Genomic DNA, 15,134 nt, shown 5'->3' with positions numbered 1-15,134 from the left:
TTCAACCATAATGGTTGGGATCTCGACCGCGGCGTAAAAACAAAGGAAATATTTATGGTTAACGCGCTGTAAACACTTCTTAACCACTTGTTAAAATCCGCTGGCTCCGGTTTTGCTGCTCAGGCGTTGAACCTGCTCCGGGCTGTCCCGGGGTGGGACGATCCGTAAGCGGAGTGCGCGTGGCGATGTTCGAGTTCGGACGAGATCTGAAGCGGTTGTTCGGCGTCGACGCTGAAGGCGGCTTCAAGGGGGCTTGGCGCGAAGGGCTGACCGGCGGGGACACGTCCCTGCTGGAGCTCTTGGATGTGCGACTTCTGGCCAATGAGGCGCGATCGGCCGATGTCGTCGCCGGACGGATCGGCGCCAAGGACCGTGGCGCACGGCTGCTGGAAGCCGCCGTCGTCTGGCGCGAACTGGCCCGCCGAACGGGCGACGCCACCGCGCTGCGCAAGGGCGCGGCCCAGGCCGAGGCCGCCGCGAAGCTCTTCGAAACCGAACGCCGGCACGACGCCTTGAGCGCCGCGCGCTGTGAGCAGGCCGTTCTGGCCGTGCTGGGCGCGGATCTCTTCGGCGACGAGGGGCTGGTCGCCGCCGCGTCGGCGACCCTGGCCCGCACGCCGGCTCATCAGCGCACTGCGCAGTGTGCGGCCATGACCGCCGGCCTGGAAGGGCGCGCGGCGTTGGCCCAGAACGATCTCGACCGCGCCATGGCCGCCGTCGGCGCCTTTGACGGTCCTCTGCGGGTCCTGGCCGCCGCCAAGCGCGCCAAGGGCGGTCCGGCCCGTCTGATGCTGGCCGAGCATCGCGCCACGCGCATCGAGCTGATCCTCGCCTGCGCGGTTCGCTTGAAGGACCGCGGCCTGGCCGAGCAGGCCGCCGGCGAAGCTAAGGCCGCCGCCGCCGTTCTCGATCCCGATTTTGAGCCCCTGGCCTGGGCGCGCCTGCAAGGTCTGCGTGGCGCGGCGCTGGTGCAACTGGGCGAGCTGGATGGCGAGATCTCCCGTATCGCCGACGGCGTCGAGGCGCTGACCGAAGCGGTCGAGGCGGTTCCCGCCGATCACAGCCCGATGGACTGGGCGCGCGCCCAGGCGGGACTCGGTGCGGCCCTCCAGGCGATGGGCGAGGCCTCGACCAGTGAGCGCGCCTTCGAACAGGCGGTGATGGCCTATGACCGGGCCACCCAGACCCTGAAGGTGCAGCCGGCCCTGGCCCTGCGCGCCGTGGTCGCCAACAACCGCGCGCTTTGCCTGGCGCGCTGCGCCGAGCTGACCGCCGACCTGGCGGTGCTGGACGCGGCCGAACTGGCGTTCAAGGCCGAGCTCGCCGCGGCCCCGGGCGCGCGCGATCCGGCCAGCTGGGCCGTGGCGCAGATGAACCTGGCCCGCCTCTACGAGGCGCGCGTCGAGATCACCGGCCGCGATGATGGACGCCTGGCCCGGGCCGGCGCAGCCCTGGCGTGCGCCTTCGACGTCTTCTCGGAGCTTGGCCTGCGGTCACTGACCGACCTGGCGGCACAGGGCCTGCAACGTCTCAAGCAGGCCCAGGCCGTCTGATCCGAAACGGAACACCAGGCGGCGAAAGGCCCGCCGATAAAAAAGACCAGTACAGGGATGAACACGTGATCGCTTCGCTCGCTCTCGCCGCCGCCGTCTTCGCCGCCGCCCCTCAGGCCCAGGCCCGGACGGACCTGCTGAAGCCCGTGTCCGAGCCGCGCATCGCGGTCGCGATCCTGAACTGCCTGGTGAAGAACGACGGCTATCTGACCGCCTGCACCGTGCAGGATGAGAGCCCCAATGACCTGGGCGTCGGCCAGGCCGCGCTGTCGATGGTCTCCCAGGTCCAGGTCGACCTGCTTGGCCCCGACGGCAAGAGCCGTGCGGGCTCGTACATCCAGGTGCCGGTGCGTATCCGCATCCGCTAATCACGGCCTTACGGCGGTTGGGACACAGCGTCGCGGCCGCCGAACCGGGGGCGGACGCCGCAAACCCCTAACGCCCTGTTAACCATATTTCGTCCATCTTCGAGCCTCGATTCCAGGCGGCCGGTCCGGCCGATTCCGACGAGGCTTTTGATGACGGGCGCCGAGGTTCTTGATGTCGGCCGGGACGCGATCTGGCTGACGCTTCAGCTCTGCGCGCCGGTGCTGATCGTCGGCCTGGTCGTCGGCGTCATCATCGGCCTGTTCCAGGCCCTGACCCAGATCCAGGAAGCCACCCTCGTCTACGCCCCGAAGATCGTGGCGATCTTCATCTCGCTGCTGATCTTCCTACCGCTGATGGGCTCGCTGATGAGCGGCTTCATGCGCCAGATCGCCGCCCGCATCGCCGGCATGTAGGAGGCGAGGGGCCCTTGAACGCCTTCGCCACGGCCTTTCAGGTCTATGTCGCCGCCCTCGTCTTCGCGCGGGTGGGCGCCATGGTCATGACCATGCCGGGCATCGGCGACCAGGCGATTCCCGCCCGCATTCGCCTGTCGTTCGCCCTGCTGATGGCGCTGATCCTGGCGCCGCTGGTCCAGAACACGGTCGGTCCTATCCCGAGCACCCTGGGCGGACTGGGCGGGGCGGTGATCCACGAGGTCCTGATCGGCCTGATGATCGGTTCGGTGCTGCGCCTGTTCATGACCTCGCTGACGACGGCCGGCGAAATCATTTCGATGCAGACCACGCTGTCGTTCGCCCAGAGCACCAATCCGTCGATGGAAGGGTCGAGCACGGCGGTGGCGACCTTCTTGTCGATGCTGGGCCTGACTCTGGTGATGGCCACGGACCTGCATCACCTGTTCATCGCCGCCATCGTCAAGTCGTACACGATCTTCCCGTTCACCCGCGCCGTACCCGTCAACGACGCCGCCGCCCTGGCGGTGCAGACGGTCGCGCAGTCGTTCAGCCTGGGCGTTCAGTTGGCCGCGCCGGTGATCGTTTTCTCTCTGGTCTTCAACCTCGCCACGGGTCTGGTCGGGCGCATCATGCCCGCGTTCCAGATCTTCTTCGTGGCCTCGCCGCTCAGCGTGATCCTGGGCCTGTCTCTGCTGGCGCTGTCGCTGAGCGGCATCGCCATGGTCTGGACCGACCGCTACCGCGAACTCCTGGACATCTTCACCTAGGGGGCGAGCATGGCGGACGATACGGATCCAGAATCGAAAACAGAAGAACCGTCAGCCAAGAAGCTGTCGGACGCCCGCGCCAAGGGCGACGTCATCAAGTCGGCCGACATCCCGCAGCTGGCCTCGCTGGCCGGGGCGGTGTCGGTGATCCTGCTGGCCGGCGGCTGGCTGACGCGGGACCTGATGGCGGCCCTGACCCCCTTCATCGCTCACGCCGGCACGATCGACCTGAGCAGCGGCGGGGCCATGATCGTGCTGAAGCAGGCTCTGCTGGCCGCGCTGCCGGCGCTGGTGCTGGTCATGGTGGTGACCGCCTTCGCCGGCGCGGCGGCTCACATCGCCCAGACGGGCTTCCTGCTGACGCCCGAGAAGATCAAGCCCGACTTCCAGAAGCTCGACCTGATCAAGGGCCTGGGCCGCATCTTCGGGCCGGACGGCATGGTCCAGTTCCTGAAGTCGGCGGTGAAGTTCCTGCTGACCGGCGTCATCGCCTATTTCGTGCTCAAGCCGCATGTCGGCGAGGTCCGCAATCTCGTCGGCATGGACCCGGCGGCGATGATCCCCGAGGCGATGAAGCTCTCCAAGGGCCTGCTGATCGCCGTGATCCTGCTGCTGGTGGCCACCTCGGCCTTTGACTATTTCTGGCAGCGCATGCGGTTCATGAACCGCATGCGGATGACCCTTCAGGAGGTCAAGGAGGAGTTCAAGCAGTCCGACGGTGACCCGCACATCAAGGGCAAACGCCGCCAGATCCAGATGCAGCGCTCGCGCCAGCGGATGATGCAGGCGGTGCCCAAGGCGACCGTCGTGGTCATGAACCCGACCCACTACGCCGTGGCGCTGAAGTACGAGCAGGGCGAGACGCCCGCGCCGCTGTGCGTGGCCAAGGGCGTCGACGATCTGGCCTTGAAGATCCGCGCCGTCGCCGAGGAGCATGGCGTGCCGGTCCTGGAAGACCCGCCGCTCGCCCGCGCCCTCTACGCCAGCGTCGAGATCGACGAGGAAATCCCGGTTGAACACTTCGAAGCCGTCGCCAAGGTCATCAGCTTCATCCTCAACGGAAAGAAGCCCCAGCCCCGGGCGCGTCCTCTCTAAGCCACATTCTCCAGAAAACTGACCTAGCCTCCAGAAAAGGCTATTCTTTCTCCAATTGCGGGTGAGTCGCTGGCTCGCCGTAAGAAAGGTACAACCTCGCCGATGGCCGACTTGCAGCTCCAGGACAAGGTTTCGACCGGCGCCCCGCGTCGGCGGTTTGATCCATGGCTGGTCGGCGCGGCGGTGTTTTTCGTGGCTGCGGCGGCCCTCTCGGCGGCGCCGGCGCTCAAGGCCGGACCGACCACCCTGGCCGGCCTGCTGCTGCTTCTGGGCGTCGCGGGCGTGGCTGTGTTGGGCCTTGTCGCCATTCGCGGCTCAGCGCTTTCCGGCGGCGACGCCGACCAGGCCGAGGGGTTCATCGAGGCGCTGGCCGAGCCGGCCGCCCTGGCCGCCGCCGACGGTCGCGTCCTGGCCGCCAACGGGCCCTGGCGCGAAGTCATGGGCGAACAGCGCCGCCTGCCCAAGGGCGTGGCGGGCTCCAGCCTTTTTGCGGCCCTGGTCCAGGCGCGCCAGGGGCAGATGGCCGAGGGCATGCTGAGCGCTGGAGGAACCGACTACACCGCCAAGGTCTCGCGCCTGGCGGGCGGACGGCTGATGATCCGGCTTGCGCCCATCGTTGTCGCTGAGCCGGTCGTGGAAGACGCGTCGCCGGCCCCGGTCGCCGAGCGCGCCGCCCCGCCACCCAGCTCGCTGGACGCCTTCGCCGGCGCCTCGCCGTTCGGCGCGGCCCTGCTGGAAGGCCTGGAGCCGTTCACCTCGCGGGTGCTGGAGACCAATCCGGCGCTGACCACGATGACCGGCGCCAAGGCCGGTGTGCTGTTCGGCGATCTGATCGACGCCGCCTCGCGCGCCGAGGCCGAGACACGCCTGAACGAAGGCCGCGCCGGTCCCTACGAGGTGCGGTTGGCGCGCGATCCGTCGCGCATCGCTCACCTTTACCTCTATCGCGCCGAAGGCCGCCTGGTGGCCTACATGATCGACGTGTCCGAGCAGAAGCAGATCGAGCTGCAGCTGTCCCAGGCCCAGAAGATGCAGGCCATCGGCCAGCTGGCCGGCGGCGTGGCGCACGATTTCAACAACCTCTTGACCGCCATCCAGCTGCGCCTGGACGAGCTCTTGCATCGCCATCCCGTCGGCGATCCGTCGTACGAGGGGCTGAACGAGATCCGTCAGACGGGCGTGCGCGCCGCCGACCTCGTGCGCAAGCTCTTGGCTTTCTCGCGCAAGCAGACCGTGCAGCGCGAGGTGCTGGATCTGGGCGAGCTGATCAGCGAGTTCGAGGTCTTGCTGCGTCGCCTGCTGCGCGAAGACGTCAAGCTGATCACCGACTATGGCCGCGACCTGCCGCAGGTGCGCGCCGACAAGAGCCAGCTCGAGACGGCGGTCATGAACCTGGCCGTCAACGCCCGCGACGCCGTGCGCGCGGCCAAGGGCGGCGGCGTCGTGCGCATCCGCACCGCGCGCCTGACCCGCGACGAGGCGATCCAGCTGGGTTTCCCGGCCGCCGACGGCGACACGGCCTTCATTGAGGTCAGTGACGATGGTCCGGGCATTCCGCCCGACGTCATGGGCAAGATCTTCGACCCGTTCTTCACCACCAAGCCGGTGGGCGAGGGCACGGGCCTGGGCCTGGCCACCGTCTATGGCATCGTCAAGCAGAGCGACGGCTGGATTCACGTCCACAGCCGTCCGAACGAAGGCGCGGCCTTCCGCATCTTCCTGCCGGTCTATGAAGCGCCCGCCGGCGCGGTCGCCGTCCAGGCCGTCGCCGAGCCCGCCAAGCCGCGCGCCGCCCGCGACCTGTCGGGCGCCGGCCGCATCCTGTTCGTCGAGGACGAGGACGCCGTGCGCAGCGTCGCCGCCCGCCTGCTGCGCGCCCGTGGCTACGAGGTGCTTGAGGCGGCCGACGGCGAAGAGGCCCTGATCATCGCCGAGGAAAACGCCGGCACGATCGACCTCTTGATCAGCGACGTGATCATGCCCGGCATCGACGGCCCGACCTTGCTGAAGAAGGCGCGTGGCTATCTGGGGACCGCGCCGGTGATGTTCATCTCCGGCTATGCCGAGGCCGAGTTCAGCGATCTGCTCGAGGGCGAGACGGGCGTGACCTTCCTGCCCAAGCCGATCGACATCAAGACCCTGGCCGAGCGCGTCAAGCAGCAGCTGCAGGCGGCTTAGAGCCCGCCGCCCTAAAGGAACGGCGGGCCCACAAGCGCCTCAAGCCTTCGCCGGCAGGAACTTCGGATTGCGCACCAGCGCCGCGCTGACCAGAGCGACCAGCACCCCGACCGGGAAGATCTCGGTGAAGGTCATGGGCATGCGCAGCAGCGGGTTAGCGTAGCTGCGCTTCATCGCCTCGAGATCCGCGGCCAGCTTGGCGTATTCGGCGCCGCTGAGGCCTGCCGCCTTCTTCTGGGCCAGGGTGCTGGCGACGTACTGCTCCATGAAAGTGTAGTTGGTGAGCGCCAGATAGACCTCCCAGATCAGGACGTAGGCGATCCCCGCCACCAGGGCGACGGCCAGGCCGACCAGCAGGGCGGGCCAGAACTTGATGACGCCGCCCAGCGCCTTGTCGCGGTGCGACTTGACCGCCAGCAGGATCGACGACAGCCCGACCAGCATGATCAGATAGCCAAGCCAGACGTTGGAATGCGGCGCTCCGCCCTTGGAGAGCACGATGGTGGCGATCATACCCAGAATGATGATGGCGCCAGACGCCAGGCCGTGGATGAGAATAGTGCGTTGCATGGTGTTCTCCTCCGCGCCGCCCCCTGCGACGCGCCCCGCAAGCTGTCCCGCTTCCTGGTCGAAGCGGTATCGCCCAAAAGGGTGAGATCGACAGTTTCGCCCAATCGGAGGGCGGTCAAGTTCAGGGGATCAGCGACAGCTCCCGCGCCTTGCCGACCGCCTGGGTTCGGCGGCTGACCTCCAGCTTGGCATAGAGGTTGCCCACGTGGGTCTTGACGGTGTTGGGCGAAAGGCCGAGGTCGCGGGCGATCTCCTTGTTGGAGCGACCGGCCGCCAGACGCTCCAGAACCTTGATCTCCTGGCCCGTCAAACCAAGGCTCGCCAGGGCCGCGTCATTGCGCTGGAAGATCTCGGGGCGAGCGCGAGCGGCGAGCCGCCAACCGACCCAGACGCCGCCGGCCGCGAACGCCGCGCCGACCAGTCCGACATAGACCTGCCAGGAGAAGGCCCGCACGACGAAGCCGTACTCCAGCCATTGCAGGGCGAACGCGCCCAGCGCCAGGACCAGCGCCCAGAGAACGACCGTGCGGATCATGGGCGAAAGGGTGCGTGAACAGCGCGGCGCGTCAAGGCTCAGGACAGGCGCGCCTTGGCCTCGGGAGGGGCGACCTGATCGAACAGGATCTGCAGGTGCTGGTCCTTGGCATGGTCGTTGTGCAACTCCCAGGACAGCGAAACCGGCAGGCGCAGCCGGCCGCCGTCGGGCAGGCGAGCGATCAGCACGCGCCAGGAAAAGCCCTCGCCGGGATCGCCCAGCGGGTCCTTGAACTCCACGGGCGCGGGGTCACGCAGACGGAACTTGCGTTCCGGATGGGCGTCGAACCAGGCGCGGTCGGCCTCGGCGGTCGGATCGGGAACAGCGACGAGCTTGGCGGAGACTTTGCGAACCATGGAGAGCCTGGGACGAGGAGGGGGATCGCCGGCGGTTATACCGCGCAAGCGCGCCATGACCCGCATTTTTCCCGGTCCGAGGCGTGGCGCGAAGGGCTTGAACCGCGCGGCTACTTCGGAACCACCCGCGGCAGGGTCTTGATGGGGGTCAGCACCAAGTCGCGGAAGAAGGTCTCTGCGCCTTCCGACTGCAACTGGATCGCGCCATGGGTCAGGGGCTTGCCGTTGGCGGTCATGGCGCGCACCTCCATGACTGGGACGCCGTTGACGACGTGCACGGCGCGATCGCCCACGACGTAGAGGTCCAGGGTGTTCCACTCGCCCGCCGGTTTTTCGACGTCGTTATAGGCCTCGACGTTCCAGTTCGCTGTGCCGCCCTTTGCGGTGAGCGCGGGGCGTCCTGGCACATAGCGCAGCTTCGGCGCGATCAGGGTCGGGTCCTCGACGCCCTCGACCGCCACGGCGATGGCCTCGCCGACCGGCACCACCATGCCGACCGAGCCGGTCATGATCTCGAACTCGACCGACTGGCTCCAGGTGCCCCAGACGACGCCGGGCGCGCCGTGGGTGTGATAGAGCAGACCGTTATTGGGCGCTTCCTTCTCGCGCGGGGCCCAGCGGCCCTTGCCCCACTTGTACTGCAGGCGCAGGTGATAGTTCTGGAAGTCGCCGCGATGCACGAGGCTGCCCCAGACAGCGCCGTTCACATACAGCGCCGGGCGGCCGTCCTCGACCACCACCTTGAACATCTCGGCGCTCTTGGCGGTGACGCCCAGGGGCGCGACCGGCGGGCGCTTGTAGGTCAAGGCCGGATCGGCATAGCCGAGCCAAGCGTCCCAGTCCTTGAGGTCCCGGCCATTGAACAGCGTGACAGACGGGCCCGCCGCCGCAGGGATATCCGTCAGGACCAGAGGCGGGCGGGTTTGCGCCAGAACGGGCGAGGTCACGGCGATCGCCAGGGTCAGGGCCAGGGTCTTGAGCATGTGTCCTCCCACGCCCGCTTGCGGGCGGCGCCACCCTATGTGGCAGCGCTGTCATTGGGAAGGCGGTCAGGCCCTTACCGTCGCCGCTCCATCATCAGAATCGGCGAGCTCTTGTAGGTCGTGTGGGTCTTCAGCGTGAAGCCGACCTTCTGGGCGAGCGCGATGGAGGGGGCGTTCTCGACATTGATGATGCAGGGCACGACCTCGGGCGCCAGGGCCTGGTCGATCCAGGCCAGGCCCGCCCGCACCGCCTCGGTCCCAAAGCCCTGGCCGTGCGACCAGGCCGCCAGCACCCAGCCCATCTCGGGCAGGCCATAGAGGCTGGGCTCCAGCTCGCGCCGCAGGTCGGCAAAGCCCACCTCGCCGACATAGCGGCCCGTCGCGGTTTCTCGCACCGCCCAGTAGCCGAAGCCCAGCACCTCCCAGAGTCCCCGGGCGCGCATCAGCCGGGTCCAGCTTTCCTCCTCGGTGAAGGGGCGGCCGCCCACGTGTTTGACCACCAGCGGATCCATCCACATGGCCAGGCTGTCCTTGAAGTCGGCGAGGGTGGGCGGGGCCAGGGTCAGGCGATCGGTGGTCAGGGTCGGGGCGGGCATCGGGACTCGGCGTTTGCTAGGCGTGGTCCGCGCACGCTACACCGACGGGCTCGAACCGGAAGACCGCCATGACCACGCCGCAAGACGCCATCGCTGCGCGCCGCAAGCTGACCAACAAGCTGATCGCCGCCAAGGACGCCGCGCGCCTGCGGCCGTTCTTCGACCCGCGCATCACCCTGATCGCCGGCGATGGCTCTCTGCTGCTGGGCGCCGAGGACGTGTTGGCCGCCTTCGCCGGCCAGTTCGCCGACAAGGGCTTCGTGGCCTATGTCCGCACGACCGAGGACATCACCCTCGACGCCGAGGGCGCCCGCGCCGCCGAGCGCGGCCGCTGGGTCGGGACCTGGAAGGACGCCGCCGAGCAGTCAGGGACCTATCTGGCGACCTGGAAGAAGGTCACGGGCCAGTGGGTGATCGAGAACGAGCTTTTCGTGACGCTGGCTTGAGCGACGGGCCTCTTCCCAGCGAGTATGACGCGGAATTAATTAAGCCCAAACAGGGGCGGGGCTTACGCCTTCGTCCTTCAATGCGCCTCTGGGGAGGAAAACCATGCTCAATCGTCGTCATATGATGTTCGCCACCGCCGCCGCCGGGTTTGCGGCCACAGGCGGCCTGCCGTCCTTGGCCCTGGCGCGCGAGGGGGAAGCCGCCAAGCTCAACGCCCTGTTCGACGCGGTCATGGCCAAGCAACTGCGCCAGTCGCCGGAGACGGCGACGGGGCTGGGCATCGACAGCGGCGATCTGGCCTGGACCAAGGGTCTGCTCAGCGACCGTTCGTTCGCCGCGATCGAGGCCGGCCAGGCCGAGACGCGCAAACAGTTGGCGGCGCTGCGCGCCATCGACCGCCGCGCGCTGAAGGGCATGGACGCGGTCAACTACGACACTGTCGAGTTCATCCTGGCGGTGATGGACGAAGGCAACAGCAAGTTCACCTATGGCGGCGGCGGTTCGGGCGCGCCGTATGTGCTGAGCCAGCTGACCGGCAGCTACCAGCAGATGCCGGACTTCCTGGACACCCAGCACAGCATCGAGACCAAGGCCGACGCCGACGCCTATCTGTCGCGGATGGAGGGCTTTGCGCGCCTGATGGATCAAGAAACTGCGCTGGCGGCCAAGGACATGGCTGACGGCGTGATCCCGCCCGACTTCGTCATCGACAAGACCCTGGTCCAGATGAAGGCCTTCGCCGACACGCCGACGGCCGAGACGACCCTGGTCAAGTCGATCGCCCGTCGCACCAAGGACAAGACCATCGCCGGCGACTGGGCGGGCGAGGCGTCCAAGATCTATGAGAACTCGGTGCTGCCGGCCCTGAAGCGTCAGATCGCGCTCATGGAGAGCGTGCGCGGCAAGGCCACCCATGACGCGGGCGTGTGGCGCCTGAAGAACGGCGGCGACTACTACGCCGTCTCGCTGAAGAACTACACGACCTCGACCCTGACGCCGGATGAGATCCACCAGCTGGGTCTGGATACCGTCAAGGCGATCGAGATCGAGGCCGACAAGCTGTTCAAGAAGATCGGCATGACCAAGGGCACGGTCGGCGATCGCATGCGTAAGCTGGGCGAGGACTTCTATCCCAACACGGACGAAGCCAAGGAACAGCTGATCAAGGACCTGAACGAGAAGGCCAAGTGGATCGAAAAGCAGCTGCCGGCCTATTTCGGTCAGCTGCCCAAGGCCCCGCTGGAGATCCGCCGCGTGCCCAAGGCCATCGAGGCCGGCGCGCCGGGCGGCTACTACAACTCGCCTTCGCTGGATGGGAAGCGTCCGGGGATCTACTGGATCAACCTGCGCGACACCAAGGAGCAGGCCAAGTACACCCTGACCACCCTGACCGTGCACGAAGGCGTTCCGGGCCACCACCTGCAACTGTCGCTGTCGAACGAGGCCAAGGGCCTGCCGCTGATCCGCAAGATCATCGGCTTCTCGGGCTATGCCGAGGGCTGGGCGCTCTATTCGGAGCAACTGGCCGTCGAGATGGGCATCTACAAGAACGACCCGCGCGGCCAGATCGGCATGCTGCACGACGCCCTGTTCCGCGCCGTGCGTCTGGTGGTCGACACCGGCATGCACCACAAGAAGTGGAGCCGCGAACAGGCCATCAAGTACATGGCCGAGACCATGGGCGACGAGGAAAGCGGCGCGATCACCGAGATCGAGCGCTATGTCGTGTGGCCGGGCCAAGCCTGCAGCTACATGATCGGCAAGATCGTCTGGCTGCGCGCCCGCGCCAAGGCGCAGAAGGCGCTGGGCAAAAAGTTCGACATCCGCGAGTTCCACGACGCGGGTCTGCTGTCGGGCATGACCCCGCTGACCGTGCTGGAGCGTGTGGTTGACGACTACATCGTCAGCAAGGGCGGCAAGGCATAAGGCCCCCTGGGGGCGTCCCTCCTCCGCTACGCGGGGGAGGGGCGTTCCCTCTAGCCCCAGCTGTCTGACGCGCCCGCGCGGCGCGCCACGGCCTTGACCGGGGCGGCGGGACGCAGCGCCGGCAACGGCTTGTCCGCCGGCTTGCCGTAGAGCCAGCCCTGGGCGAAGTCGACGCCCACACTGCGGATGACGTCTTCGACCTCCGAGGTCTCGACCATCTCGGCGACCGTGCGAACCTTCAGGTCGCGGCACAGCTCCACGAGGCGGCGCACCAGCGCCCCGTCGCGGCTGTTGTCGGCCAACTCGCGCACATAGCGGCCGTCGATCTTGACGATGTCCAGCGCCAGTTGCTGCAGATAGGAGAACGACGAGGAGCCCGCGCCGAAGTCGTCGAGACAGACCAGCGAGCCCATGGAGCGCAGGCTCTGGATATGCTGGTTGGCGGTCGCCAGATTGTCGATCGCCCGGGTCTCGGTGATCTCGAAGATCAGCCGCCCCTTGGCCTCATTGAACTTGGCCAGCAACCGGCCGACGTGCTCGACGAAGGTCTCGTTGCCGATCGTCTGGCCCGACACGTTCACCGCCAGCTTAAGCTTGCGCTCGCTGTCGTTGGCCAGCTTCTTGACCGCCTGCTCGACGATCGCGTGATCGAGCTCCTCGATCAGGTCGAACTCTTCGGCCATGCGGATCAGGGCGAACGGACTGCCGCCGTCCTCGAACCGCACCAGCACCTCGTGGTGGTGGGCCAGGCCCGTGCTCAAGGAGACGACGGGCTGGAAGGCCAGATTGAAACGCCGCTGGCTGACCGCGACGCCAAGCGCGCCGGCGCGGGCCAGGGTCCGCTTGACCGATCGGTTCATCGCCTCCGACAGGGTCATCGGCGGGGTTTCCTTCAGGCCCTCGCGCAGGAAGTCGTCCAGCGCATAGCGCAGCGCGCGAAGCGCCCGCGACGAGCCGCCGCCGTTCTCCAGCGGCACCACATGGGCGCTGGCCTCGGCGCTGACCATCTTGGTCAGGCGCTTGATCATGTTCTCGGGGCGATCGTCGCGTTGACGAAGCAGGGCGAAGCGGTCGTCCGACAGCTTGGTGGCGGCCGCGCCGCCATGGGCTTCGGCGCGCAGCGCGCTGGCCACCCGGACATCCAGCGCCACCGCCTCGTCAGGGGACAGCGCCTCGCGCATGTCGCCCAGGCCGGCGAACTCCACCATGGCCAGTTCCAGCTCGATGCCCGTGACGCGGGCGGCCTCGAACAGGCCCTGGGCGATATCGTCGAACGACTCGCGGGGCTGCAGCGAACTGGCCGACAGGGGCGGGCCGGCGGGTTGCGCCGCCGTGACGGCGGCCGAGATGCGGCCCTGGTTCTCGGGCAGGGCGCGCAGAACGACGCGGATGTGCTTGTCGGCAGGTTCGGCCAGGCGCAGCACGACAGGGCCGCGCCGCACGCCATCGTCGGCGCAGCTGAGCATGGCTTCCATCAAGGCGCGGTCATCGGCGTGGAAAAGCTCGGCCCAAGCCTTGCCGGCCAGCGCAGCCTCGCTCGCGCCCATCACCTTCTGGGCCGCGCCCAGAGCCAGGCGAACCCGCCCGTTCTGTAACTCGACCAGAAGGTCAGCGCTGGCGAAGGCCAGACCAAGAAGGCGACGCGGATCTAGCGACAAGACGGCAATCCCCCAGTAAGCCCGCAAACCTTGCATGCCGGGACTTAAAGACCGGTTTCAGCGGCGGCGCGGACTAAACCCAATTCCGGTTCCGGACGGTGCGACTGAGGGTGCGACAGAAACGGTCGTTTCTATCTGGCGGAACATCTTGCGAACATGGAACAAAGAGTGTACGCCTTTACCAAGTTCCACAGGTTGCTGAGGCGGGGCGCGGGAAGCGTCAATCGGGCGGCCGGAATCATGGAATAGAAGGCGGATCAACAATGACAAGTCAGGCGGCTTTGAAACTCGTGGCCAAGGAAGAAGGCGATAAGCAACGCGCGCTAGAGGCGGCTCTCGCCCAGATCGACCGCGCGTTCGGCAAGGGCTCGGTGATGAAGCTGGGCGAGAAGGGCAAGGTCGAGATCGAGTCGGTCTCCACCGGGTCGCTCGGCCTCGACATCGCGCTGGGCATCGGCGGCCTGCCCAAGGGCCGGATCGTCGAGGTCTATGGTCCGGAAAGCTCGGGCAAGACCACCCTGGCCCTGCACGTCGTGGCCGAGGTCCAGAAGGCCGGCGGCACCGCCGCCTTCGTCGACGCCGAGCATGCGCTCGATCCGTCCTACGCCTACAAGCTGGGCGTCAATCTCGATAACCTCCTGGTCTCTCAGCCCGACAACGGCGAACAGGCCCTGGAGATCACCGACACCCTGGTGCGCTCGGGCGCCGTCGACATCGTGGTCGTCGACTCGGTGGCGGCCCTGACGCCCAAGGCCGAAATCGAAGGCGAGATGGGCGACAGCCTGCCGGGTCTTCAGGCCCGTCTGATGAGCCAGGCGCTGCGCAAGCTGACGGCCTCGATCAACAAGGCCAACACCATCGTAATCTTCATCAACCAGATCCGTCACAAGATCGGGGTGATGTACGGCAGCCCCGAAACGACCACGGGCGGCAACGCGCTGAAGTTCTACGCTTCAGTGCGCCTGGATATCCGCCGCACCGGCTCGGTGAAGGCGCGTGACGAGATCGTCGGCAACAATGTCCGCGTGAAGGTGGTCAAGAACAAGGTGGCCCCGCCGTTCCGCGAGGTCGAGTTCGACATCATGTACGGCGAGGGCATCTCCAAGCTGGGCGAAGTCATCGACCTGGGCGTCAAGGCCGGGATCATCGACAAGGCCGGCTCGTGGTTCTCGTACGGCAGCCAGCGGATCGGCCAGGGCCGCGACAATGTCCGCGAGTTCCTGAAGAACAACCCGGACGTCGCCGCCGACATCGAAAAGGCTGTCCGCAAGTCGTCGCAGAAGATCGAAGAAGAGCTTCTGGTCGGCGGCCCGGAAGAGGGCGAAGAGGACTAGATCCAGGCGCTCAAGGGTTTCGCGGCCTTCGCCCGCACTCGCGGGCGTTCCCCGCCTTCAACACGCCCGCGGCGGACCGCCGCGAAGGCCGCGATCTCAGGCCGCCTGGACCCCATGCCAGGCGGCCTACTCTTTTGCGGGAAGGCGAGGAGGCTTGGACTGGCCACGATGGGTAACGCCACTCGATCCGCCAAAGGTCCGGTTTCAGCGCGGGCCGGGTTTGCGGCATCCGACCCTTGGTGGATACTTCAACAACCGACCTCCCCGGCGAATGCCGGGGCCCAGATTCATCTGGGGCGGCTGGGGATGATGCGACATCACGCGGCGTTTGTCTGACAGATGCTGGTGGGC

Annotated in this window: 15 protein-coding genes; 9 read left to right on the top strand and 6 right to left on the bottom strand. The window is 67.3% G+C overall.

All coding sequences use genetic code 11. From position 1 onward, the window contains the following. The first annotated feature begins 173 nt into the window (after positions 1-173). From CVUC_RS19915 to cckA, 6 genes are all read left to right on the top strand, one after another. Positions 174-1,553 carry a hypothetical protein gene (locus CVUC_RS19915; RefSeq protein WP_024265665.1) on the top strand — a complete coding sequence of 460 codons (1,380 nt, stop codon included), beginning with the start codon at positions 174-176 and terminating at the stop codon, positions 1,551-1,553. Positions 1,554-1,618: 65 nt separating this feature from the next. Beyond that, positions 1,619-1,921, top strand: coding sequence for a hypothetical protein (locus CVUC_RS13640; protein WP_096032816.1), 303 nt, complete (start codon positions 1,619-1,621; stop codon positions 1,919-1,921). Positions 1,922-2,068: 147 nt separating this feature from the next. Continuing rightward, complete coding sequence (gene fliQ, locus CVUC_RS13635) at positions 2,069-2,335, top strand: flagellar biosynthesis protein FliQ (protein WP_012640137.1); 267 nt, start codon at positions 2,069-2,071, stop codon at positions 2,333-2,335. A 14-nt stretch (positions 2,336-2,349) separates the two neighbouring features. After that, positions 2,350-3,105 (top strand): flagellar biosynthetic protein FliR, encoded by a 756-nt coding sequence (gene fliR, locus CVUC_RS13630; RefSeq protein WP_010918960.1) that lies wholly within the window; start codon positions 2,350-2,352, stop codon positions 3,103-3,105. A gap of 9 nt (positions 3,106-3,114) precedes the next feature. After that, positions 3,115-4,200, top strand: coding sequence for a flagellar biosynthesis protein FlhB (gene flhB / locus CVUC_RS13625; RefSeq protein WP_010918961.1), 1,086 nt, complete (start codon positions 3,115-3,117; stop codon positions 4,198-4,200). Positions 4,201-4,302: 102 nt separating this feature from the next. Then, complete coding sequence (cckA, locus tag CVUC_RS13620) at positions 4,303-6,378, top strand: cell cycle histidine kinase CckA (RefSeq protein WP_010918962.1); 2,076 nt, start codon at positions 4,303-4,305, stop codon at positions 6,376-6,378. A gap of 39 nt (positions 6,379-6,417) precedes the next feature. Here the strand turns inward: cckA and CVUC_RS13615 are convergent, their stop codons facing one another. From CVUC_RS13615 to CVUC_RS13595, 5 genes are all read right to left on the bottom strand, one after another. Then, a complete protein-coding gene (locus tag CVUC_RS13615) occupies positions 6,418-6,948 on the bottom strand; it encodes a DUF4199 domain-containing protein (RefSeq protein ID WP_096032817.1) in 531 nt (176 codons plus the stop codon). Positions 6,949-7,069: 121 nt separating this feature from the next. Then, positions 7,070-7,483, bottom strand: a complete 414-nt coding sequence (locus tag CVUC_RS13610; protein WP_096032818.1) for a response regulator transcription factor — start codon at positions 7,481-7,483, stop codon at positions 7,070-7,072. 38 nt (positions 7,484-7,521) lie between these two features. After that, positions 7,522-7,839: a hypothetical protein gene (locus tag CVUC_RS13605; RefSeq protein ID WP_024265666.1), complete on the bottom strand. Its 318-nt coding sequence runs from the start codon at positions 7,837-7,839 to the stop codon at positions 7,522-7,524. Between the two features lie 110 nt (positions 7,840-7,949). Next, positions 7,950-8,822, bottom strand: coding sequence for a 3-keto-disaccharide hydrolase (locus CVUC_RS13600; RefSeq protein ID WP_096032819.1), 873 nt, complete (start codon positions 8,820-8,822; stop codon positions 7,950-7,952). A gap of 74 nt (positions 8,823-8,896) precedes the next feature. After that, a complete protein-coding gene (locus CVUC_RS13595) occupies positions 8,897-9,418 on the bottom strand; it encodes a GNAT family N-acetyltransferase (RefSeq protein ID WP_096032820.1) in 522 nt (173 codons plus the stop codon). Positions 9,419-9,486: 68 nt separating this feature from the next. On the opposite strand from CVUC_RS13595, the gene CVUC_RS13590 reads away from it, so the two are divergent. Both CVUC_RS13590 and CVUC_RS13585 read left to right on the top strand, forming a co-directional pair. Then, positions 9,487-9,864 carry a DUF4440 domain-containing protein gene (locus tag CVUC_RS13590; protein ID WP_012640138.1) on the top strand — a complete coding sequence of 126 codons (378 nt, stop codon included), beginning with the start codon at positions 9,487-9,489 and terminating at the stop codon, positions 9,862-9,864. A gap of 103 nt (positions 9,865-9,967) precedes the next feature. Continuing rightward, on the top strand, positions 9,968-11,791 hold the full coding sequence (locus tag CVUC_RS13585) for a DUF885 domain-containing protein (protein ID WP_012640139.1): 1,824 nt from the start codon (positions 9,968-9,970) through the stop codon (positions 11,789-11,791). 50 nt (positions 11,792-11,841) lie between these two features. Here CVUC_RS13585 and CVUC_RS13580 read toward each other — a convergent pair whose 3' ends face one another. Then, entirely contained in the window at positions 11,842-13,449 is a 1,608-nt protein-coding gene (locus CVUC_RS13580) for an EAL domain-containing protein (RefSeq protein WP_024265667.1), read from the bottom strand. Positions 13,450-13,712: 263 nt separating this feature from the next. Between CVUC_RS13580 and recA the strand changes: the two genes are divergently transcribed. Next, complete coding sequence (recA, locus tag CVUC_RS13575) at positions 13,713-14,783, top strand: recombinase RecA (protein ID WP_010918971.1); 1,071 nt, start codon at positions 13,713-13,715, stop codon at positions 14,781-14,783. Positions 14,784-15,134: the final 351 nt, after the last annotated feature.

Source organism: Caulobacter vibrioides (assembly GCF_002858865.1).
GTDB lineage: Bacteria > Pseudomonadota > Alphaproteobacteria > Caulobacterales > Caulobacteraceae > Caulobacter > Caulobacter vibrioides.
The sequence above is the reverse complement of the archived record's forward strand: the minus strand, read 5'-3'. Positions and strand labels throughout refer to the sequence as shown.